The 21314-nt window shown below is 37.4% G+C and carries 24 protein-coding genes; 6 read left to right on the forward strand and 18 right to left on the reverse strand.

All coding sequences use genetic code 11. The features are described from left to right. Positions 1–31: 31 nt before the first annotated feature. From V3Z67_RS11430 to V3Z67_RS11475, 10 genes are all read right to left on the reverse strand, one after another. Entirely contained in the window at positions 32–772 is a 741-nt protein-coding gene (locus V3Z67_RS11430) for an acyl-[acyl-carrier-protein] thioesterase (protein ID WP_330443434.1), read from the reverse strand. After that, positions 772–1686 (reverse strand): tRNA (adenosine(37)-N6)-dimethylallyltransferase MiaA, encoded by a 915-nt coding sequence (miaA, locus tag V3Z67_RS11435; RefSeq protein ID WP_330443435.1) that lies wholly within the window; start codon positions 1684–1686, stop codon positions 772–774. Before miaA ends, V3Z67_RS11430 begins: the two co-directional genes overlap by 1 nt. Before the next feature lie 3 nt (positions 1687–1689). Then, positions 1690–2514 (reverse strand): ion transporter, encoded by an 825-nt coding sequence (locus V3Z67_RS11440; RefSeq protein ID WP_330443436.1) that lies wholly within the window; start codon positions 2512–2514, stop codon positions 1690–1692. A gap of 39 nt (positions 2515–2553) precedes the next feature. Further along, positions 2554–3918, reverse strand: coding sequence for an exonuclease domain-containing protein (locus V3Z67_RS11445; protein ID WP_330443437.1), 1365 nt, complete (start codon positions 3916–3918; stop codon positions 2554–2556). Positions 3919–3978: 60 nt separating this feature from the next. Further along, entirely contained in the window at positions 3979–4644 is a 666-nt protein-coding gene (locus V3Z67_RS11450; protein WP_330443438.1) for a YggS family pyridoxal phosphate-dependent enzyme, read from the reverse strand. A 109-nt stretch (positions 4645–4753) separates the two neighbouring features. Further along, on the reverse strand, positions 4754–5968 hold the full coding sequence (locus V3Z67_RS11455; protein ID WP_330443439.1) for a DUF1015 domain-containing protein: 1215 nt from the start codon (positions 5966–5968) through the stop codon (positions 4754–4756). An 11-nt stretch (positions 5969–5979) separates the two neighbouring features. Further along, entirely contained in the window at positions 5980–6336 is a 357-nt protein-coding gene (locus tag V3Z67_RS11460; RefSeq protein ID WP_330443440.1) for an SdpI family protein, read from the reverse strand. A gap of 54 nt (positions 6337–6390) precedes the next feature. After that, a complete protein-coding gene (locus tag V3Z67_RS11465; protein WP_330443441.1) occupies positions 6391–7281 on the reverse strand; it encodes a 3-hydroxybutyryl-CoA dehydrogenase in 891 nt (296 codons plus the stop codon). A gap of 151 nt (positions 7282–7432) precedes the next feature. Next, on the reverse strand, positions 7433–8620 hold the full coding sequence (locus V3Z67_RS11470) for a carboxypeptidase-like regulatory domain-containing protein (RefSeq protein ID WP_330443442.1): 1188 nt from the start codon (positions 8618–8620) through the stop codon (positions 7433–7435). Between the two features lie 83 nt (positions 8621–8703). Next, complete coding sequence (locus V3Z67_RS11475) at positions 8704–9672, reverse strand: Gfo/Idh/MocA family protein (protein ID WP_330443443.1); 969 nt, start codon at positions 9670–9672, stop codon at positions 8704–8706. Positions 9673–9844: 172 nt separating this feature from the next. Between V3Z67_RS11475 and V3Z67_RS11480 the strand changes: the two genes are divergently transcribed. Then, the gene (locus V3Z67_RS11480) at positions 9845–10492 is read left to right on the forward strand and encodes a protein-L-isoaspartate(D-aspartate) O-methyltransferase (protein WP_330443444.1); all 648 of its coding nucleotides are present in this window, start codon (positions 9845–9847) and stop codon (positions 10490–10492) included. Between the two features lie 38 nt (positions 10493–10530). Here the strand turns inward: V3Z67_RS11480 and smpB are convergent, their stop codons facing one another. After that, complete coding sequence (gene smpB / locus V3Z67_RS11485; protein ID WP_035132812.1) at positions 10531–10986, reverse strand: SsrA-binding protein SmpB; 456 nt, start codon at positions 10984–10986, stop codon at positions 10531–10533. 134 nt (positions 10987–11120) lie between these two features. Between smpB and V3Z67_RS11490 the strand changes: the two genes are divergently transcribed. Continuing rightward, positions 11121–11354, forward strand: coding sequence for a VF530 family protein (locus V3Z67_RS11490; protein ID WP_330443445.1), 234 nt, complete (start codon positions 11121–11123; stop codon positions 11352–11354). Here the strand turns inward: V3Z67_RS11490 and V3Z67_RS11495 are convergent. From V3Z67_RS11495 to V3Z67_RS11510, 4 genes are all read right to left on the reverse strand, one after another. Continuing rightward, positions 11351–13000: a hypothetical protein gene (locus V3Z67_RS11495; protein WP_330443446.1), complete on the reverse strand. Its 1650-nt coding sequence runs from the start codon at positions 12998–13000 to the stop codon at positions 11351–11353. The genes V3Z67_RS11490 and V3Z67_RS11495 overlap by 4 nt on opposite strands. A 14-nt stretch (positions 13001–13014) precedes the next feature. After that, complete coding sequence (locus V3Z67_RS11500; RefSeq protein WP_330443447.1) at positions 13015–14160, reverse strand: ABC transporter ATP-binding protein; 1146 nt, start codon at positions 14158–14160, stop codon at positions 13015–13017. A gap of 112 nt (positions 14161–14272) precedes the next feature. Next, on the reverse strand, positions 14273–14689 hold the full coding sequence (locus tag V3Z67_RS11505) for a hypothetical protein (RefSeq protein WP_330443448.1): 417 nt from the start codon (positions 14687–14689) through the stop codon (positions 14273–14275). 86 nt (positions 14690–14775) lie between these two features. Beyond that, positions 14776–15756, reverse strand: a complete 981-nt coding sequence (locus V3Z67_RS11510; RefSeq protein WP_330443449.1) for a GlxA family transcriptional regulator — start codon at positions 15754–15756, stop codon at positions 14776–14778. 168 nt (positions 15757–15924) lie between these two features. Here V3Z67_RS11510 and V3Z67_RS11515 point away from each other — a divergent pair, with 168 nt between their 5' ends. Both V3Z67_RS11515 and V3Z67_RS11520 read left to right on the forward strand, forming a co-directional pair. Then, positions 15925–16533: a dihydrofolate reductase family protein gene (locus V3Z67_RS11515; protein ID WP_330443450.1), complete on the forward strand. Its 609-nt coding sequence runs from the start codon at positions 15925–15927 to the stop codon at positions 16531–16533. A 41-nt stretch (positions 16534–16574) separates the two neighbouring features. Beyond that, positions 16575–17852, forward strand: a complete 1278-nt coding sequence (locus tag V3Z67_RS11520) for a retropepsin-like aspartic protease (protein ID WP_330443451.1) — start codon at positions 16575–16577, stop codon at positions 17850–17852. 12 nt (positions 17853–17864) lie between these two features. On the opposite strand, the gene V3Z67_RS11525 is transcribed toward V3Z67_RS11520, so the two are convergent. The 3 genes from V3Z67_RS11525 to V3Z67_RS11535 all read right to left on the reverse strand — a co-directional run bounded on the left by V3Z67_RS11525 (position 17865) and on the right by V3Z67_RS11535 (position 19316). Continuing rightward, on the reverse strand, positions 17865–18299 hold the full coding sequence (locus V3Z67_RS11525) for a hypothetical protein (RefSeq protein ID WP_330443452.1): 435 nt from the start codon (positions 18297–18299) through the stop codon (positions 17865–17867). A 20-nt stretch (positions 18300–18319) separates the two neighbouring features. Continuing rightward, on the reverse strand, positions 18320–18514 hold the full coding sequence (locus V3Z67_RS11530) for a hypothetical protein (protein WP_330443453.1): 195 nt from the start codon (positions 18512–18514) through the stop codon (positions 18320–18322). Positions 18515–18626: 112 nt separating this feature from the next. Then, positions 18627–19316 (reverse strand): hypothetical protein, encoded by a 690-nt coding sequence (locus V3Z67_RS11535; protein ID WP_330443454.1) that lies wholly within the window; start codon positions 19314–19316, stop codon positions 18627–18629. A gap of 315 nt (positions 19317–19631) precedes the next feature. Here V3Z67_RS11535 and V3Z67_RS11540 point away from each other — a divergent pair, with 315 nt between their 5' ends. Together V3Z67_RS11540 and V3Z67_RS11545 are read left to right on the forward strand one after the other, a co-directional pair. Continuing rightward, the gene (locus V3Z67_RS11540; RefSeq protein ID WP_330443455.1) at positions 19632–20594 is read left to right on the forward strand and encodes a sensor histidine kinase; all 963 of its coding nucleotides are present in this window, start codon (positions 19632–19634) and stop codon (positions 20592–20594) included. Next, the gene (locus tag V3Z67_RS11545; protein WP_330443456.1) at positions 20591–21310 is read left to right on the forward strand and encodes a LytR/AlgR family response regulator transcription factor; all 720 of its coding nucleotides are present in this window, start codon (positions 20591–20593) and stop codon (positions 21308–21310) included. Before V3Z67_RS11540 ends, V3Z67_RS11545 begins: the two co-directional genes overlap by 4 nt. The last annotated feature ends 4 nt before the right edge of the window (positions 21311–21314 follow it).

Here is a 21314-nt window from a genome sequence, read left to right on the forward strand (position 1 = left end):
ACTTGTTTTTCAGGCAGTCTTTTTTTATGCTTTATTCCCAGTTAAGCTCCAGGGCAAAACTAGGTTTATCGTCTTTTTGTACCGTAAAATAAGTTTGATTATCCTGCTGTCCTCTGCTAATTGATATTTTATCCCCTAGCTTAAGTTCCCTTAGGTAGTTCATGTCAAAACTTTTAAGCTGTTGTTTTAGTAAAGGTTTAAAATCTACCGTGTCAAGGCACCATTCCAAATATTTTACATTATTGGCATGGAAAACAATATCAAGGTCAGACAGTAATACTGTTCTCTCAGTAGCCACTTCACTTTCTCTTGTAATTTCCACCTTTTTAAACGGCTCTTGTGTAGGCATCCTGTCCGGATACTTTTCAAAATGCTCATGAGGTAAAACCAAAGCTTCGGCCTTGCGTAGTTTGGTATTTATAACCGCCCAGTAGGTTAGGGCTCCCGCTACTTTTTTATCCCCTATATACATTTCCAGTGCCCTTACAGATCGTGATCCCTGCAGGTCCAAAATCCATGTTTTTATAGTTACTGTATCACGCCATTTAGGTAGTTCATCCACTTCAACCCTCATACGGCTAAGTACCCATGCCTGGTCGTGTACCTGCATATCGGTAAAGCTCATACCGCCCAGTTCGGCGTGTGCACCTGCGGTAAGCTGCATAAGGTTGCACAGTTCAGTATGTTTTAAGTGTCCGCTGGGCAGGCACTGTAAAAAATTAATTTCCCAGTTTTGTGTAAAAACCGATGTGAATTGTGGAGATATTGGCATTATAGTGAGTTTTCTATGTAATTAATAATTTCCTGTGGATTAGTAGTAAAGTCAAACCAATGTACGCCTTCGGTACGTTTAAACCATGTCATTTGCCTTTTTGCAAAGCGTCGTGTATTCTTTTTTATTTCCTCTATGGCAAATTCTTTGGTGAAATCGCCGTCAAAGTAACTGAATAATTCGCGGTATCCCACAGTTTGTAAAGCATTTAACTTTTTATGCGGATAGAGTGCTTTTGCCTCTTCAATAAGTCCGTTGTTTACCATGATGTCCACACGGCGGTTAATGCGGTCATACATTACTTCCCTTTCGGCATCCAGTCCAATAACAATAGGGGTAAATCGTCTTGAATTCTTTTTGATGTTAAGGAAAGAGGAGTAGGGCTTCCCCGAACTGATACATACCTCAAGGGCGCGCATCATACGTTGCGGATTCTCTTTGGCTACATTGGCATAATGTACAGGGTCTCTTTTTTCCAGTTCCTGCTGTAGCCATGTAATTCCGTTTTCCTCATAGTTGGAAATTATTTCCTGTCTCACGGCAGAGTCTACATCTGGGAAATCGTCAAAACCTTTTAAAACAGCATCAATGTATAGCCCTGACCCACCTACCAATACAGCAAAATCATTTTGCGTGTACAGTTCGTCGAGCTTATTTATGGCATCACGTTCAAAATCGCCCACATTATATTCGTCAAAAACACTAATGTTCTGTATAAAATGATGTGGTGCTCCGGCTAGTTCATCTTCACTTGGAACAGCAGTACCAATATTCATTTCCTTAAAAAACTGCCTGCTGTCTGCCGAAAGTATCTCGCAGTTAAAATGTTTGGCAAGCTCAATGGCCATAGCTGTTTTGCCTATGGCTGTAGGGCCTATAACGGTAATAAGATATTTTTTATCTGTACTATTCATGAATTAATTATGTAAATGATGCCCACAGTTATAGCAATAGTTGGCATTATCCTTATGGTGGTCTGCATTACAGTTGGGGCATACCTGTGTATTACTGTTTTCACTTCGTTCCTGTATAAACTGTGCGGTAACCAGCCCGGTAGGTACGGCTATAATACCGTAACCCATAATCATGATTATAACCGATACAAACTGCCCTAAAGGTGTAACCGGTGTAATATCGCCAAAACCAACGGTGGTTAGGGTAACTATAGTCCAGTAAATGCTAATGGGGATATTGGTAAAACCACTCTCGGGCCCTTCAATTATAAACATGAGTGTACCTAAAATGATACAGAGTATAACAACCGTAAACAAAAATACGGCAATTTTTACACGGCTCTTTTGGAGTGCTGTTAATAATTGGTTTGATGCCCCTACAAACTGACTCAGTTTTAAAATCCTGAAAACCCTTAATAGCCTGAGTGCCCTGATAGATATAAGGAAACCTAAGCCCGGGAATAAAACATCAATATATTTAGGTAAGGTAGAGATGAGGTCGATTATACCATAAAAGCTAAAAATGTAGTTTAAAGGCTTTTTGAGTGCAACAATACGTGCAATATATTCAAGCGTAAAAAGTATGGTTATAATCCATTCGGTAATGGCAAGTTCTTTACCATGAAGCAGCCTTATAGATGTTACGCTTTCCAGCATTACAGCCACTATACTTATAATGATAACAAACAGCAGGGCAAGGTCAAAAAAACGACCCGCCGGAGTATCGGCCTCGTAAATTATAACGTGTAGTTTTTTCCTGAAATCGTCGCTGATAATGCCTTTTTTCAATGCAGTAGGGTTTGATTCCTATCAAAATTACTAAAACTCTTATAGACGCACTATTTTTAAAGCTTTCTTTTTCCTTATGTAGCTTTTAATAATGTTTTTTGCATCCCTGTTATTATCCATAGGGATAAGAATGTTTTTCAAAATATCAGGTTTAGTGATCTGGTAGTTGAGGTTATAAAACGCATAGCCCTTATATTCGCCTTTTTCAATAAGTACAGCACTACGCTCTTCTACAGTACGACCCCGGTCTATAATAATCATGCTTTGATTGTAAAAGCTGTTATTATCTACAAATTCCTGTACACGTTTGTTATACTCTTCGGCAGGTTCATTACCTACACAGGCACCATTACAGGTATTTAGTTCAAGGCCAAAGCAACTTGGTTTCGACGGACTCTCAAGTCCGTTTATTTTTTTGCACAGGTTATACTGTTCCACAATTCTATGCAGGGCATTTTTACCATCGGTAGCACTTGAAAACGAAACCACTTCCTTTTTACGTCCGTCGGTTTTTTGCAGGCTAAGGCATAGGTAACCATCACTATTTTTTTCAACGTACACAGACCACGGGAAAACCGTTTTCTTTTGGGCACGATTGTATACAGGTTTATTTACCTTAATTTCCTGACATTCTTTGAGCAGGGCAATAAGTTCGCTTCCGGTTTCCTCATACTTCACAGCATAGGTGTCACGCTGAATACGTTTTGATTTGCCCGATGTTGCTGTAAAATGCTGGTGTAGCCTTTTCTTTATGTTTCGGCTCTTACCGATGTATATCAGGTCGCCGTTTTCTTTATATATGTAGTAAAGTCCTGTAACCGCAGGTATGCCTTCCAGTATATCAAACAACTTAGGAGGGATTCCTTTTTTCTGATCTGTTTTAATAAGGCTTTTTACAATTTCCTTAGTAGTGTCTTTAGAGAGTAATAATTTGAACAGATGCACGGTTGCCATAGCATCTCCGGTTGCACGGTGCCTGTCGCTCATAGGGATTCCCAGTGCACGGACAAGCTTGCCAAGGCTGTGTGATTTTTGTTCGGGTAACAGTTTTTGTGACAGCTCTACAGTACAAAGTGACTGTCGCTCGTAGTTATAACCCAGTCGGTTAAACTCAGTGCGTAGAACCCTGTAATCAAACTGGGCATTATGTGCCACTATAATACAGCCTTCGGTAATTTCAATAATACGCTTAGCAACCTCATAAAACTTAGGTGCACTGCGAAGCATGGCATTATTAATGCCGGTAAGCTTTACCACAAAAGGCTGAATGGGTTTCTCGGGATTTACAAGGCTGATAAACTGGTCTACTACCTCATGCCCATCGTATTTATATATGGCAATCTCGGTTATTCCTTCCTCATTATACTGTCCTCCGGTCGTCTCTATGTCAAGTATTGCGTACAAAAAGTGTGTTTATCTGTTTAAAATTTTAAAGATGCAAATTTCGGATAAAATTCCCAAAATTTAATGCCTTGAACCAAAAATACTACTGCCTACGCGAATCATGGTGCTTCCGCAGGAAATAGCCAACTTATAATCGCCACTCATTCCCATAGAAAGTGTTTCGGGTTTGAAGTTAGATCTTTCAGGATGTTCCTGTAACCTGTCGAATATACCTTTAAGGTAACTAAACTCCTTTTCAATTTGGTGTTCGCTGTCGGTAAAAGTAGCCATCCCCATAAGTCCGGTAACTTTTATGTTTTCCATTTGCTTAAATTCGTCCGACTCCAGTATCTCGTTAAGTTCGGCTTCATACAGCCCAAATTTGGTATCCTCTTCGGCTATGTGCATTTGCAGCAGGCAGTTTATAACCCTGTTGTTCTTTTTAGCCTGTTTATTTACTTCTTTAAGGAGTTTAAGGCTGTCTACGCCATGTACCAAGCTAACAAACGGAGCCATGTATTTTACCTTATTGGTTTGTACGTGGCCTATCATATGCCATTCAATGTCCTTAGGCATTTGCTCATGCTTATCAGTCATTTCCTGTATTTTGTTTTCGCCAAAAATACGCTGTCCGGCATCATAAGCTTCCATAAGGTCGCTAACAGGCTTGGTTTTGCTTACTGCCACAAGGGTAACATGTGATGGCAGGGCCTCTTTTATGGAAAGTAAATTTTCTTTTATCGACATTTTTTCAATTGTGGTATTTAGGGTCTGATTTTAGGTATCGTCCCGAATAACAAATTTAATACTATTTGCTAAGAAAAAGTACTGTTTGTGTTACATGAAGATATGAAATTTAAATTTCATACACTACAAGTCCGCTCCTGAATTTTGGTTCTATATACGTACTTTTTGGCGGCATAATTAGGTTGTTGTCTGCCAGCTTTTTAATCTCGTTTATAGAGGCTGGGTAGAGCATAAAGCCTACTTCAAAATCGCCTCCGTCTACCATTTCCTTAATGGCAGTTACAGCTTTACTTCCCGGTATGTAGGCAATGCGCTCATCGTTACGCAAATCGCCAATTCCCAGTAAAGGGTTAAGTACTTTGGTGTAAAGAATCTGGGCGTCAAGCCCATCCATAACCGAATTAAAGTTAGTGTTTTTTAACGTAAGAGCATAAAAATCACCATCCAAATACATACCAAACTGGTATTTTTGTTTTGGTTTCCATAACTCCTGGTCTTTGTTCACTATAGTGAAATCTTTTTCCAGAGCTTTAAGGAAGGCATGTTTTGTAAGTCCGTTAAGGTCGTTAACTATGCGATTGTATTCGTATATTTTTAAATTGGTTTCACATATCAGGAAACTCATAAAATGGTTCAGGTTTGCGTTACCCGAATCCTTATCCTGATCGTACAGCATTTCTGCCGAAGCCGAACGGTGATGCCCGTCGGCAATGTACAGGTTACCCATTTTTTCAAACTGTTCCTGTACCCATTGTATCTCCTCATCCTCTTTAATACGCCAAATAGTGTGTTTGTCTTTATTAAGGGAAGAGAACAGGTATAATGGTCTTTTCTGTTTACGTTTGTCTATCCATTGCTGCAGTTCGTTATTTTGCGGATAGGTAATAAGAACCGGTTCGGTATTAAAGCCGGTTTGGTGCAGATAATCTTTAAACAGTTCTACGCGGTAGGCAAGCGTATCTTCATGTTTCTTTATCACGTTGTTCTTGTAATCTTCTATAGATGTGCCTGCTATAATACCCGTAAAGGTGTTGTTTTTGCTTTGTATCTCATACAGAAAGAATACAGGGTTTGGTTCCTTTTTAAAAACATCTTCTTCCTTAAACTCCTGATATTTTAACTGTACCCCCTTAAATCTGGTAGCGGTAGATATTTTGTGCAGGTTTACATAAGCAGGATTAAGTATGTGTAAAAACGAAAAAGGGTTATAATCAAGCTGTGATGCCAGTTCGGCAGGAGTATACTCTTCGTATGAGCGCGATGTAACCAAACTCACCTTGTCGCGCGTAGGGCGTACAGCTTTAAACGGAACTATTTTTGCCAATTGTGTAAAGTTTAATTTTTACCAAAACGCTTTTTAAGTTCGCGTTCGGTTTTAATAAATATAAAAGCAGTAAAAATTACTGCACCCAAAAGCCCGATACATGTATCAGTAAGCATTGGTATTTTAAGCAGTATAAACAGTAATCCTGTTACCGTAAATAATAATCCGCCCCATAACATAATCCGAGTTGAGTATTTTTGCGAAAAATCCCATCGTTGCTGTGAAGCCATAGAGGCTGAAGTTCGGTATCCGTACAGGTGGTTTATTTTTTTTGGCGGATAGCAATACATTATAATGGCTGCTATAACAAATATAAGCCCCATAAGCCCTGTGACAGATATAATATTGAAATCCCAGTTTGTATTCATGGTAATATTTACAGAGTTAAAAAAGACGGGTTGAAAAACCCGTCTTTAAATATACTACTTTGCAAACATTTTTGCCACTTTTTCGGCTTTTTTGCTTTCGGAATAATCGTAGAAACCTTCGCCCGATTTAACACCCAGTTTACCGGCGCGTACCATGTTAACCAATAACGGACATGGTGCATATTTAGGGTTTTTAAATCCGTCGTACATTACGTTAAGGATAGAAAGGCATACATCAAGACCAATGAAATCGGCTAGTTGTAACGGACCCATAGGGTGAGCCATACCCAGTTTCATTACCGTGTCAATTTCATACACTCCTGCAACACCGTTGTAAAGTGTTTCAATAGCTTCGTTAATCATTGGCATAAGTATGCGGTTTGCCACAAAACCAGGGTAATCGTTAACTTCTACAGGTACTTTACTTAGTTTAACCGACAGGTCCATAATGGTTTTGGTAACTTCGTCAGAAGTATTGTAACCACGAATAATCTCTACCAGTTTCATAATTGGCACCGGGTTCATAAAGTGCATACCAATTACTTTGTCCTGCCTTGTTGTAACAGCTGCAATTTGTGTAATGGAGATAGACGAAGTATTTGTTGCCAAAATTGTGTTTGCCTCACAGTACTCGTTAAGCTGTTTGAATATGTTTAGTTTAAGGTCTACGTTTTCGGTAGCGGCTTCAACCACAAGGTCAACACCTACAACACCATCTTTAATATCGGTATAGGTAATAATGTTACCTATTGTTTTAGCTTTATCCTCTTCGGTAATAGTGCCTTTTGCAATCATCCTGTCAAGGTTACCGGCTATAGTAGCCATACCTTTGTCTAGTGATTTTTCTGATATATCAATAAGTTTTACTGTAAATCCGCTTTGTGCAAAGGTGTGGGCAATACCATTACCCATTGTTCCTGCACCTATTACTGCTATGTTTTTCATTATAAAGTCTGTTTGTTTAAAGTTTGCCGAATTTATGAAAATTTGGCGGTAAAATTAGTAACAATAATGGCAAATTTGCAACAGAAAACGTTTTTGTAATGAATTTCTTTTCAAATTCGTAATTATTACAGCTTTTGATTGCTAACTGTACTTATTTTACGTCCTTTAGCGAACTGATAATCTCTTCTTCTTCGGCAGTTAAAAGTATGGAGTTGTTTTTCTTCCAAAACTCCTCGGTATAATTCGTTCCCGCCTGATATAGATCTTTATCCCTGTATTTTTCTTTTTTGTTGAAAGAACTCAGGTCACTTGTGAAGTTGGTTACGATAAGGTCGCTTTTAAATATTATATTATCGTCAAACCTTTTTTTGTTCTTGATGTAAATATCACCATAAACACAGGAGTAAGACAGCATGTAATTATCATTAGTAAGCTTAAAAAGGCATTTATAGCCTAGGTTTTCCAGTCTTGCTTTGATAATCAGAAAATTTCTTAGCTTAGAATACTGTCTGTGTGACGGAGCCATGTAAAGCTCCATGGCAAGTATAAGGTTCTTGGCAGGGTCATAAGTAACACTACCGGCATATAAAGGCTCTTCTATCTCAGGTAATGGTTCGTAGTATATGGTTTGAACATCATTACCATTTGCATCTTTTTGTGACTTAACGATAAAGGAATATTTTTTAAATTCCTTTTTACCAAAAACATGATCCAGTACTCCAAAATTACAGTCTCTTGAAACTGCTTTGCGTAAATCAAGCGGAGAAGTCATTTCGGCAGCCAGCATACTTTCCTCATCACTATTAAGTTTAAAAGCACGGCTTTGTTTTACTACTACATCACTTTTAATCTCTTTGCGGCGTTTGTCTACATTGTAGTCTATAAGTCCGTCTGAAAATTTACTGTAAGTGTCGTTTATTTTTACAAACTCCCTGTAATAGGTACTTAGCAGGAACGGAGCATTTAAATGGTTGTATGAGTTTTTAACCAACTGTTCTACAAACTCGTTAAGTGGCGTACTGATGACTACTATTTCCTCCAGTTCAAAATCTGTTGGTTCAAGGTAAAAAATGTTATCCTTTGGCAGGTTTGTAAGATTCATCTCCAGTGGGGCATATCCCAAATAGGTAAGTACTATGGTTTGAGTACCATCGGGGTAACTTAACTGAAAGTTCCCTTCGGTGTTTGATATAGTGTTGTTCTGCTGATCCTTTGTGCTAACCGTAACCAAATCCATGTTTTCCTGTGTGGTGAGGTCTTTCACGGTACCTTTTAAAAGATTTTGTGCAATACCACTTGTAGTAATAACTAATAACAGAAGTAAAAACAGTTTTTTCATGGTTGGATGGGCTTGTGATTTAAGCCTCTAATATAAAAAAATAACCCCAACTTTTAAAGTCGGGGTTATTATAAGATATCTTGTTACTTTTTCTCAAAACAGTCAATAATACGGTAAGCTATTCTTAAGGCTTCGGTACCGTCTTCCAGTGTTACTATTGGTGTAGTATTATTGTTTATGGCATCGGCAAAAGTTTCCAGTTCGTCCAGTATGGCGTTGTTTGCCACAATTTCAGGATTCTCAAAGTAAATTTGCTTTTTAAGTCCTTCGGCATTTTGTAGTATCATATCAAAATCGCCCGGTTCTTCGGGAGCATCTTTCATTTTTACCACCTCACACATCTTATCTAAAAAGTCAACCGATATATAAGCATCCTTTTGGAAGAAACGCGACTTACGCATATTTTTAAGCGATATACGGCTTGCTGTAAGGTTTGCCACACATCCGTTTTCAAACTCAATACGGGCATTGGCAATATCGGGTGTGTCACTAATTACCGAAACACCACTTGCCTTAACATCTTTTACTTTGCTTTTTACCACACTAAGTATAACATCTATGTCATGTATCATTAAATCCAGCACTACAGGTACATCTGTACCGCGAGGGTTAAACTCGGCAAGGCGGTGGGTTTCAATAAACATAGGGTTAGCAATCTTTTCGCGGGTAGCCATAAAGGCAGGGTTAAAACGCTCTACGTGTCCTACCTGTCCTTTTACGTTATGTTGCTTGGCAAGGGCTATAATTTCCTCGGCTTCTTCAACCGTGTTAGATATAGGTTTTTCAACAAAAACGTGTTTGCCGGCTGTAATGGCATCTTTGGCACAATCGTGATGTGAAAGGGTAGGGGTTACAATATCTACCACATCCACAGCATTTATAAGTTCTTCTATAGAGTCAAATTTACGGTAGCCGTGTTCTTTTGCCACTTTATCGGCATTGGCAATGTTAGGGTCATAAAACCCTACCAGTTCATATTTTTGGGATTGGTTGAGTAAACGCAGGTGGATTTTCCCTAAATGGCCTGCGCCCAATACTCCTACTTTAAGCATAAAGAAAAAATTTTTAACAAAAATAAAACTATTTCGCTGTAAAACGCAAGAACACAGCACTAAAAATAAACTATGTTTTTTGAGAATACTGCATTGTTAATATGATAGTGCATTTAGTATTGCACCCTATGTGAAATGTTTTCTATTTTTACAGAATAAACATTATACAGCATTGAGAGATACAGGAAAACATCAGGGACTTCGTAATCAGTTGGTAAGCGTTTTGGAACAAAAAGGCATTACAGATAAAAATGTACTTGCGGCCATTAAAAAGATACCGCGACACCTTTTTTTAGATTCCAGCTTTGAAGATTATGCCTATCAGGATAAGGCTTTCCCTATTGGGGCAGGTCAAACTATATCTCAACCTTACACCGTAGCATTTCAGTCGCAATTACTGGAAGTAGAGCCCGAACATAAAATACTCGAAATAGGAACGGGGTCTGGCTACCAAACCGCTGTATTATGTACAATGGGGGCAAAAGTATATAGTGTGGAAAGGCAAAGGGAACTTTTTAAAACCACATCGCTGTTATTGCCTAAACTGGGTATTAGACCTAAGCATCTTTCGTTTGGTGACGGATACAAAGGACTGCCTAATTTTGCTCCGTTTGATAGTGTTATAGTTACTGCCGGAGCTCCGTTTATCCCTAAACCTTTAATGGCGCAGTTAAAAATAGGAGGCAGGCTTATTATCCCTGTTGATAATGAGCAGGGTATACAGATAATGACTATGCTTATAAGAAAAAATGAAACCCAGTTTGAAAAACATGAGTTTGGTGAATTTAGGTTTGTACCATTGTTGGAAAATAAAAACTAAACGTATATAAAAAGGGTTGACTTAATGTCAACCCTTTTTTATTTGTATATTTTTTTGATCCTGTCAAGGTCGCGTTTTACGTCACGATCCTTAATAGTATCACGCTTGTCGTAATTCTTTTTACCGCGTGCCAGCCCAATTTCCAGTTTGGCAAGTCCTTTTTCGTTTGTAAACAGCCTAAGCGGAACAATAGTTAAACCTTTGTTCTGTACACTTTTTAAAAGGCTTTTAAGTTCTCTTTTGTTAAGCAATAGTTTACGTTCACTTTTTGGAGCGTGGCTAAAGCTTCTGCTATAGGTGTATTCTTCTATATTGGTGTTTATGGCAAACAGCTCATGACCGTGAAATTCACAGAAACTTTCGGCAATAGAAGCCTTGCCCAAACGAATGGATTTAATTTCAGACCCTGCCAAAACAATACCGGCTGTATAACGCTCCAGTATCTCATAATCAAAGCGGGCTCTTTTATTTAGTATGTTAACTGTTTTTTGCATAAGGATTGCAAAGGTAAGTACAATAGTTTAATGCGGCAAGGGGTTAGCCTGACCTGTAATAATTATATTTTATGGGTAATCTGTTGGTAATTCTGTTGCAAAACGGTGTTAAAAATACTAACTATATTTACACTATGGAAACAAAACACTCAAACGATCCGTTACACGGCATAACCTTAAAAAAGATAGTGGAAGACCTTGTAGCTTTTTATGGCTTTGATACCCTTGGCGAACTGATAAACATAAAATGTTTTAACGAAAACCCAAGTATAAAATCAAGTCTTACATTTTTAAGGAAAACCGACTGGGCACGCAAAAAGGTGGAAAACCTATATGTACGTACCCTGCCAAAAATGCAGCAGGACTAAGCCTCTGCAATACCTTTCCATTTTTTTATTATTCTGGTAAGCGGGTACATATAAAGTAATATAAAAGCCAGGTTTATATAAAAAATTTCAGTGGTGTTATGATATATAAATTTTTCTAATCCGGTTCTTTCATATATGCGTTCTCCATAACTATTCCTTATCGCTGTTACATCATAGTATGTGTATAAATAGAAGTATACCATTAACAAAGTGAATGGCAATATCCATAAAAGTATGTTTGTTACTATACCCGATAGTTTTTTTGATGTTTTTTGCCTGTTAATATATACAAAGTATAAAAGCAATACTATTAGTATTACAGCCCATATCGTAATAAAGATAAATGGCTCACTATGACTATGGTATTCTATTAAACTATAAATTATTATAAGCGAAAAAATAAAGGTAATAAGCCCCGTTATACCCAATGAAATAACTGAAATAAGCCAGTTTTTAACAGAAGATATCCTGAAAGAAAAAATAACAAGTGATGCTATAAAGGCAAAATAAATAATGCCAAGAATGTCCCCGTAAGTAATAGGGGAAACGTAGGCTCCCGAAATTCTGTCGTATGCATTTTCCATACGTTTAAGGGGTACATAATATTTGGCTAATACAATGGTTACACTTCCTTCTTTTTCAACGATGTTATTTTCTAAGTCGTTTCTGATTTTATACTCTTTATTGTTACGTGATTTTCTTTCATCATTTATTCCATTAAATTCATCGTTTCCTACTATTTGGTAATCATTATAATCATTTGGTTTATACACAAAATCAAACCACTGTTTTGAGGTTATATTGGCTTTAAGGTTATGTTCGTTAACTAAAACAAAAAAATCATCAAGCAGTTTTTTAATAGAGTCTTTTTCCCTGTTTAACATCCAGGTTTTTACTTTCCATTCATTATTATTATCATTATCAATACTCTGAATACTGAATTTTAAATTTTGTTTATTTATTAATGAAGTAATAGGGTATTGGTTCTCAAAATAACATACTGTATCCCATTCAGGATTGTATAATTCATTCCCTTCATTATATACATTAGGTACAGGTTCAACTTCCGGAATCACTACTACCTCTTCATCATATTCCTTATATTCATACCTGTGATTGTTGTTTTCTAATGAATCGAGAAGTTCATTGCGCTGTGTTCTGTCAAAACGACTCCAGTGATGAAACGACCCGTCTACAAATATTGATGCTCTGCTCAATAAGTTTGTTCTCTTTATTACTTCTTCTTTACTGTAGTAATTCCTTGCCCTTAAATCAAAGGCATATTCGTATATCGCAGTATTGCTGAAGTTTAACAGACATACAGTTAATATAATAAGCCACTCTTTATATAGGGAGTTGTTTTTTTTAGGGTAAAGCGATTTAAACCCATTGTTCCTAAAGTAAAAAGTAAGCCATAGTATAATAACCAGTAAACCAATAATAAGGTTTAGAAATATAGCCATTGGCTCATAATGCCTGTATTCATTAAGTTGATACGGATCATTAAAATCTACAGCTCCTGTAAGATAACCGCTGGCAAAAAATAAAATATTAATGATAATGGTTATTATGAGTACAGGGATAAACTTTGTATTCCACAGCAAAGGGTGGTGAAGCAGTAAATAGTTTTGTATTTTTTTAAACATGGCTGGTGTGGTTTTTAGGAAACAAAAAAGCGTCTTGTTGAGTTAGAAATATCACGTATATAAACCACTGGTATGTTTTGGTCTATAACTGCCTTCATAAAATGATTTATGGTAACATTACCGTTAAATGTGGCGATATAAGTACCTCCGTTAAACTGTAGGCTTACCAAGCCTGTACTTAGCAGGCAATCGTTTAATTTACTTTGTGACCAAGGGCTTTCAAACTCTATTACTAAATGTTTTTCAGTATCGTTAGCCTCATTGTTTTCTTTCAGGTTTTTTTGTATTCCCTGTTTCAGGAATATAACCTCATCAGATGTTTTTTCTACCTCATACAGTTGCTGCGAACTCAGTATTATACCTATTGGCCTGAAGGCCGATTTAGCGATGGCCTTAAAATCTTCCAGTACGGTTTGTTGTGCGAGTATATCTAAATTGGCAAGAGGTTCATCTATAAGCAGTACTTTAGGTTTTCGTAACAGCATACGTGCCAGTTCAAACCTCATTTTATAGCCTGATGAAAGATCTTTCCATTTATGTTTCCTAAATTTTCTAAGTCCCAGTCTGGCAACTACCAGTTCTACCACCAGCGGAGATTCCTGTGGAGAAAAGCCGTAGCTTGTGGCTGTAAACAGCAGGTTATCCATCATGGAACCATACCAGGTATCTGTTCGCTGCGGTATGTAAACCAACTTGGTACGCAGGTCATACAAATCCTCATGCTTAAAGTTATAGCTAATATGTCCGCTTGTAGGGTGAAGTTCACCACACAGGGAGCGCAAAAGGGTTGTTTTACCATTACCGTTTTCACCTACAAGGCCAATAATATCTCCTTCGTTAAGCGATAGGTTAACGGGGCCAAGGGTAAAACCCGAGTATTTTTTTGTAAGCTCACTGGCTTCAAGTATGTTTTGCCTTATTTGTTGCGGTCGCTTTACTAATGCCGAATGTAGTTCTGCCAGCAGTTCCTGTAACTTTTCCTTTTTAGAGTTGTCATCAGGGTTATTATCAAGCCAGTTAAGCAGGTTACATGTTTTTGTGTAAAATCTTATTTCCTGAGTATCAAGGGTAAAGTCAATAATACGTTTAATGGCAAGTGGATAGTCTTCAAACTTCAGGAAGTCTAAAATTTCCTGATACTGTTTTTCAAATTCGTTCATAAGTAAAGCGTGTAAACTCCAAATATATCAAAATCAGCTTAATTTTTAACAAAAAAAGCCCTGCAATTTGCAGGGCTATACATCAATATAAATAAACTAAAATTATTTTAGATTAGTCAGGATCACTTACCGTAATAGTTTTGTAAATATAAGTGTATGCAGTTCCCGCTTCATTTACACCATTTACAAATTTAAGTTCATATTCTCCCGGTTCATCTTCAGAGAATGTATATCCTTCTGTAGCTGTAATTGCATTACCGCTACAGGTACAACCTTCATACTTCACTGCCGGAGCAACGGTTCTTGGATATACGTCATTATCATAAAAGGCTAAAAATGTGCTACAGCCTTCAGTCATACCAAATGATACATTTATGGTTATTTCCTCACCTGTTAAGGCAGTACCGGGGCCGGTAACCTGGGTTACATAGGGCTGTATGGTTTGAGAACAGTAATTTTCATCGTCACTTAAACATCCGCTAAGGGTTGTCATTCCTATAAATAGTGCTAAAAACTTAAGGTACTTCATAGTGCTTCTAGGTTGTTTTTGTTAATTAGATGCAACTGTATTTAAAAGGTTGCTGGCAAACTGCAAATTTTAACTAAATTTTATAGTTATGCAACTATTGCTTCTCGGTTATATTTGTTTCTGTATTCAACAGGAGAAAGTCCGGTTAGTTTTTTAAAGAGGTTTCTAAAGGTTTTGGTATCGTTATAACCTACTTCATACATTATTTCATTAATGTTTTTATTGCTGGTTTCCAGTTGTTTTTTTGCTGCTTCTATCTTAACACGCTGTATATATTCGCCTGCTGTATTGTTTGTCGCTTTTTTAAATCGTCGGTCAAAATGCCTTCGCCCTATGGCAAACTTATCTGCAAGTTCGTCTATAGATATTTTTTCGGCAATGTTTTGCTCTATAAACTCCTGAGCTTTACGTATAGGCTCATCGTCATGATTTTTTTGTCCGTTAAACATGATGAATGGTGACTGACTCTTACGGTCAATTTCTAGGGCAAACACCTTAGAGGCGACAATGGCAATATCACGCCCGGCATGTTTTTCAACCAAATGCAGCAGCAGGCTCCAATATGAGGTGGCACCACCACTGGAGTAAAGTCCCTGTTGTTCGGTAACAATGCGTCCGTCTACAAGGGTTACATCAGGGAACATTTGCCTAAACTCGTTTGCCGTTTGCCAGTGGCTGGAACATTCTTTACCGTCAAGCAGTCCTGTAGACGCCAGTAAAAACGAACCTATACAAAGGCTTGCTACTTCACTGCCGTTATTGTAGTGTTTTATTATCCACGGAATAAAATCCCTGTTAATATCTATGGTCCTTTCCAGTTGACCGCTAATGGCAGGTATAATAATCAAGTCGGTTTTTTTAATGTCTTTCAGCAGGGCATCGGTACGTACGGCAAAAAGTCCTTCGTGGTATTCCACCTCGCGTGAAAGCCCCACAAACTGAATATTAAAAACAGGAGAATGTCCGGCAGCTTCAAGAAAATTGTTTGCACCGGTAAAAATGGTTCGGGGATCTACTATGCTGGCCATTATAGCCTCGTTAGGCACCAGTATCGATACATGTATCATAATTCCTTTTTCTATTTAATAAAACCTAAAAGGTGGTAGCGATAAACATGAGAATTAAGGCTAAGGTAATAAAATTATTTATGTCGGTAACCGCCCCTTAAAATGTCTGTACGAACACCTTGAAGGGCAGTTACAGGGCTATATCTTTGTTAATCACCTTAAACTACTATGTTATACACAAATAAAGAAACACAAAGTAAGCGAAAGCTTATACTCTCCATGAATGTAACCCGTGATGGTTACCTCTCGGGACCGCACTGTGAACTCGATTGGCACTTTAATGCCTGGACAACCGAAATGGCAGAGTGCCTTTCAGACGAACTCAACAAAGCTGATACCATTCTCTTCGGAAGGATTACTTTTAATGCCATGTCGGCCTATTGGTCCAATAAAGGAGTTGATTTATCTTCCCCAATTGAAGACCGTGCCTTTGCACAAATGATTAACACTTATACCAAAGTGGTTTTTTCTAAAATGCAAACCCATAGTACCTGGAATAACAGTATTATGGTAAATGATGATCCTGCCGATTATATAAAGGATTTAAAAGAGCAGGAGGGTAAGGCTATAATGATATATGGCAGTGCACAACTGGTTTGGTATTTAATAGACAGTCAGCTTATAGATGAGTTTCAGTTATGGGTACATCCTGTAAAACTGGGCAGTGGGAAACTGTTGTTCAAATCGATTACTCCACACTTTTTAGAGCTGCTAGCCACAAAGGAATTCCGTAACGGAGTTGTGCTGTTTTATTACAGGTTTAAGCAATTGGTATAAAGCTTTTTAATATCTTTATGTATAGACAAATACCAATATCAATGAACCGACTTTTTACTCTTACCTTATTAACCATTCTGGCTGCCTGTGGTGCTAAAACCGACAGTCCCTTATCACTTGAACGATATACGCAGGTAAGCGGTTATCTTAAAGAAAAGGATTTTTTTAAGACGCGTGATACTTTTGAGTATTACAAACCCGAAATAGGCAAGCCTGAAAAGTTCATACTAGAGGCTTTTATAGATAATGCTTTTAATAAGCCCGAATCGTCCAATAAAAAAATTGATGAGGTTTTTAATGGCTATGCACAGCAGGTTAGTGATTCAGTAAAGCAGCAGTTACTGGAAATACAGCAGGGTAATTATGCACGTTTGTATGAATATGAAAAGGCAAACGGGATAGTGAAAGAGATACTGGATAAGTATAGCGGGGTACTGTCTAAAGATCAGGTTGAAGATTATAAGAATTCACAAATAATGTGGACGGCACTTTCGGCTCAGCCAAAGCAGGAGGTAAAAGTAAACAGGCTTACTTCTGTTACCATGAAAAGGGATATTGCAGGTTTGGCAAATCTTCCTATTAAAGTGGGAAATATTGAAGCCGACTTTATTTTTGATACTGGGGCAAATATCTCAACCGTTACCGAAACCACTGCAAAGCAATTTAATATGAAAATGCTTGACGGGGTAATAGAGGTAGGAGCTATAACAGGGCTTTCGGTAAAATCACAATTGGCGGTTTGTCCTGAGTTTACCATAGGTGATATAACGGTTAATAATGCTGTATTTTTAGTGTTTCCAGATGATGCACTGGCATTCCCTCAAATTAATTACCAGATAAACGGAATTTTGGGGTTTCCGGTTATTGAAGCCTTAAAAGAAATTCAAATTACCCAAAACGATGAGTTTATAGTACCAAAAGTACCACGCCAGTATCCGTTACGTAATATGGCACTTGATTTTCTTAATCCTGTAATTTGTATAGAGGGTAATCATTACACGTTCGACTCGGGGGCGGTGGGCACTTCACTGTATATAAAATACTTTAACCGATACCAAAAAGAAATAGAGAGCAATTACAAGCTTACCAATCTTACTTTTGGCGGAGCAGGGGGAACCCTTTCTAAAAAAGGCTATTACATTACTTTTAAGCCCAATGTTGAAGGGCACGAACTGGTGTTAGACAGCGTGCAGGCATTTACAGAAAACATAGGTGTAAAAGATAACCTGTATTATGGCAATATAGGTCAGGATGTAATAAAGCAGTTTAATAAAATGACACTTAATTTTGAATACATGTACATAAAATTTGACAGATAAAGCAAAGGGAAATTAAAATGCAATTTCCCTTTTTTCTGCCAGTTCCTTTATTTTTTGTGAAGCTGTTTTTTCAAAGTCCACACTGGTATCATAGTATTTGTCGCCTTCGGCAAGTATGGCAAAGTCGCCTATTTCCACACCCAGCCATGTGTTTCCGTCATCATCTACGGTTAGGGTATAAGCGTAACCAATATTGGTAACGCGTTCTTCCCATGTAGGTACATACAGTTCGTATCGTAGCTTTTGGTTAGGAATAAACTCAATTACCGAAAGTCTTGAATATCCCGGCCATTCTATTACAGTGGCAGGGTCAATATCATAATCGCCAAAGTCTTCGGGAAGCCGATCCCACAGGCGAATGTATCTGGGTTTTGTAAGTACCTCCCAAACGCGGCTAAGGGGGGCGTTTATCCTGATGTTGTTTTTTACAATAAGTGATTTGGTCATAGCTTTTTTTAAATTTGATTTTACGATTCGTCTTTAGTCCTTTTAACCAGGCCAATGCCCGATGCAAAGAAAATAAGGCCTAATACCGCATACACAATAGTGGTTTTTACATTTTGCCCGGTGGTAGACCCCGATGCAAAAATGTATGCTGCATAAATAAGTCCCACAATGCCCAGTACGGTTAGTATAGTGCCAAAGGTTCTTTTTAAGTTCATAAAATTTAGATTTTAATTGTACTTAATTAAGGTGCACTAACAAATTTCAGGCTTATATTTTAAAATTACGAAACACTTGTTATTTATTTAACATTTAAGCTATGACAGCTTTTTACAGGTGGGTTTTGAGTTCAATAATCTCTGATTTGAAAAAATCGAATAGAAAAATCCTATCGTATCCCGACTCAAACGGAAGGTATAAAATCTCATCCTTTATAAAGAAATGATCACATTTGCTCTGGTAATTATCCAGTGTAAGTATAAGCCATTTTTTATTGGTTCCGGTGGCTTTCTCTTCCTCTTTTTTCAATACTTCTATTACATCTTCTCGGGTAATTTCTTTAACCTTAAGATTAGCGTTTATTTTATGATAAAGGGCTTGTGTTCGGTTAAATTCCTTCACATAGCAATAGTGTACCATTTCGCCTTCGCTGCACAGTATAAGTTCTTCCTGAAGTTCCAGTAATCCGTTTGTGGTAAAGTTGTTTATATGCTTGTAGAGCGTAAGCGTATAAAACCCCTGTTTTTGATTATGAAGCAGGTTAAGTTCGGTTTCCTGTAGTGCTTGTTCTAAAACATCACTGTAGCCCGATTGTATAAGGTTGAGGTCGGTCACTACAGTGCTAACCTCCTCGTTATTATACTTCAGTCCAAAGTCACCATTAATAGTAACAAACTCCCTGCTTGAGGAAACAAACTTCCACAAAGTGGATAGTTCCTGTAACTTCTGTTCCTTTTTTTGTGTGCTAACAGAAAGATTTTCAATAGCATCTGTCCATTGTCCCATTGTATATAAATCCATTAGTAACTAGTTTTATTCAAATGTAAATTACATATAAGTACAGGGGTAGTTATTTTATACAAACAGCCCGTTATATTATACAAAACCGCTATTTGGTAGTACCTAAATCTTAATTAATAAGTTTGGTATAATTAATTAGCGGTTTTGTATAAAATTGATGCGTTAAAGTACTAATTTGCATTATTTCGCAGTGTAAAATTTATGGGTTTGGATAACTTTTGTTTTAATAATAAGAGCTGGTTTGTTGAGTTTTTTATAAGTAAAAAGTATAGGGTGTACAGGCATTTACTCATTCTTACTTATTTACTTTTAATAATGTACGACCCAAACGGGGTTAAGGAATATTCGGGACCGTATAATTTTTATAACAAAACAATATGGTTTGGCTATTTCCTGCTTATGGTGTACATAAATATGTATGTGCTTATACCACGTTTCCTGCTTAAAAGTAGGTTTGTAACCTATCTTATATCGCTAATAGCAATGGTAGTTTGCAGTTATGCAGTAATAAGAATTGTAAGAACAACTTATATAGAGCCCTACAGGATGCTCCCTGATAAAATTCATCATTTGGGTATATACAGGGAAATACTTAATGTAAGTAATATATTGATAATGCTGGTGTTCTCCTCTACAGCTATAAAGCTGTTTCAGGAGTGGGTATATAATACCAACCGTATTAACGAACTGGAACGTAACTCGCTGGAAATTGAGCTTAAAGAATTAAAAAATCAGGTAAATCCTCACTTTTTGTTCAATATGCTTAACAATGTAAGTGTACTGGTTAAAAAGGATACAGATAAGGCTTCGCAAATCATCATGAAACTATCAGGTTTTCTACGCCATTTACTTTATCAGAACAGAAGAGAAGCGGTGGCACTGGTTTCTGAAATTCAGTTTCTAAATGACTTTTTGGAATTAGAAAAGATAAGGCGTGATGATTTTAGCTTTAACATTGATGTGGTTTGTGAAAATAAGATTAGGATGGTTATGTTACCGCCAAACCTGTTTGTAACCTTTGTAGAAAATGCGGTGAAACACAGTGTGGATTTAGATAACCCGTCGCATATAGATATAGGCTTTGAAGTAGTAGATCAAAAACTGATATTTTCGTGCGTAAATACAAAACCGGAAGAACCTACAGCCTTGAATAACGAAGGCGGACTGGGGTTAATAAATATAAAAAGGCAGTTAGAGCTGCTTTATGGCGAGGCTTTTGAACTCGATATTAATGAAACTGATACTCAGTTTATGGTTAAATTAACGTTACTGGTATGAACTGTATAATTGTAGATGATGAACCGCTGGCTCGCGAAGGTATGCTGTTGCTTTTGCAGGATATTGGCAATGTAACGGTTAAAGGATGTTTTAACGGGGTAAAAAAAGCACGCGAGTTTTTAAATGAAAACGAGGTAGACCTTATTTTTCTGGATATTGAAATGCCAGGTATAAACGGACTTGATTTTGCCTTATCGGTACCAAGGGAAACGCTAATAATATTCACTACGGCCTACTCACAGTATGCACTAAAAAGCTATGAGGTAGAAGCCATAGATTATTTGGTAAAACCCATAGAAAAAGACAGACTGTTATCCGCAATAGAAAAAGCATTAACGTACCACAACCTGCTTAAAGGTAAGGGAGGGGAAATGGAAGGTGTTGAAAACGAGTATATGCTGGTTAAAAGTGATCGTAGGTACCATAAAATACTTTTTACAGATATACGATACATAGAAGGATTAAAGGACTATGTGGTAATTCATCTTGACGAGAGTAAAATGGTGACTGCCATGAACCTTAAAACCATTCATAGTAACCTCAACACCAAACAGTTTGTTAGGGTAAGCAAGTCGTATGTGGTAAACCTAAGCCATATCGATTCGTTTGATAACCACACCGTATATATAAAATCGGCAGAGATACCTGTAGGCGATGTATATCGCAAAGACTTTTTCGAACTCTATTTAGGCCGCAGCCAGCCTGATAAGTTATAGGAGT

It is taken from the genome of Flavobacterium sp. C4GT6, assembly GCF_036347315.1.
Taxonomy (GTDB): Bacteria; Bacteroidota; Bacteroidia; order Flavobacteriales; family Flavobacteriaceae; genus Flavobacterium.

What these genes read in the sequence shown, in the direction of transcription:
- V3Z67_RS11475 (WP_330443443.1), bottom strand. Translation starts at nt 9,672, where the DNA reads ATGCTTAAAGTAGGAGTATTGGGCGCAGGCCATTTAGGGAAAATCCAC.
- V3Z67_RS11450 (WP_330443438.1), bottom strand. Translation starts at nt 4,644, where the DNA reads ATGTCGATAAAAGAAAATTTACTTTCCATAAAAGAGGCCCTGCCATCA.
- miaA (WP_330443435.1), bottom strand. Translation starts at nt 1,686, where the DNA reads ATGAATAGTACAGATAAAAAATATCTTATTACCGTTATAGGCCCTACA.
- V3Z67_RS11515 (WP_330443450.1), top strand. Translation starts at nt 15,925, where the DNA reads ATGTTATACACAAATAAAGAAACACAAAGTAAGCGAAAGCTTATACTC.
- V3Z67_RS11505 (WP_330443448.1), bottom strand. Translation starts at nt 14,689, where the DNA reads ATGAAGTACCTTAAGTTTTTAGCACTATTTATAGGAATGACAACCCTT.
- V3Z67_RS11465 (WP_330443441.1), bottom strand. Translation starts at nt 7,281, where the DNA reads ATGAAAAACATAGCAGTAATAGGTGCAGGAACAATGGGTAATGGTATT.
- V3Z67_RS11495 (WP_330443446.1), bottom strand. Translation starts at nt 13,000, where the DNA reads ATGTTTAAAAAAATACAAAACTATTTACTGCTTCACCACCCTTTGCTG.
- V3Z67_RS11510 (WP_330443449.1), bottom strand. Translation starts at nt 15,756, where the DNA reads ATGATACATGTATCGATACTGGTGCCTAACGAGGCTATAATGGCCAGC.
- V3Z67_RS11545 (WP_330443456.1), top strand. Translation starts at nt 20,591, where the DNA reads ATGAACTGTATAATTGTAGATGATGAACCGCTGGCTCGCGAAGGTATG.
- V3Z67_RS11520 (WP_330443451.1), top strand. Translation starts at nt 16,575, where the DNA reads ATGAACCGACTTTTTACTCTTACCTTATTAACCATTCTGGCTGCCTGT.
- V3Z67_RS11530 (WP_330443453.1), bottom strand. Translation starts at nt 18,514, where the DNA reads ATGAACTTAAAAAGAACCTTTGGCACTATACTAACCGTACTGGGCATT.
- V3Z67_RS11460 (WP_330443440.1), bottom strand. Translation starts at nt 6,336, where the DNA reads ATGAATACAAACTGGGATTTCAATATTATATCTGTCACAGGGCTTATG.
- V3Z67_RS11490 (WP_330443445.1), top strand. Translation starts at nt 11,121, where the DNA reads ATGGAAACAAAACACTCAAACGATCCGTTACACGGCATAACCTTAAAA.
- V3Z67_RS11525 (WP_330443452.1), bottom strand. Translation starts at nt 18,299, where the DNA reads ATGACCAAATCACTTATTGTAAAAAACAACATCAGGATAAACGCCCCC.
- V3Z67_RS11535 (WP_330443454.1), bottom strand. Translation starts at nt 19,316, where the DNA reads ATGGATTTATATACAATGGGACAATGGACAGATGCTATTGAAAATCTT.
- V3Z67_RS11540 (WP_330443455.1), top strand. Translation starts at nt 19,632, where the DNA reads ATGTACGACCCAAACGGGGTTAAGGAATATTCGGGACCGTATAATTTT.
- smpB (WP_035132812.1), bottom strand. Translation starts at nt 10,986, where the DNA reads ATGCAAAAAACAGTTAACATACTAAATAAAAGAGCCCGCTTTGATTAT.
- V3Z67_RS11500 (WP_330443447.1), bottom strand. Translation starts at nt 14,160, where the DNA reads ATGAACGAATTTGAAAAACAGTATCAGGAAATTTTAGACTTCCTGAAG.
- V3Z67_RS11470 (WP_330443442.1), bottom strand. Translation starts at nt 8,620, where the DNA reads ATGAAAAAACTGTTTTTACTTCTGTTATTAGTTATTACTACAAGTGGT.
- V3Z67_RS11430 (WP_330443434.1), bottom strand. Translation starts at nt 772, where the DNA reads ATGCCAATATCTCCACAATTCACATCGGTTTTTACACAAAACTGGGAA.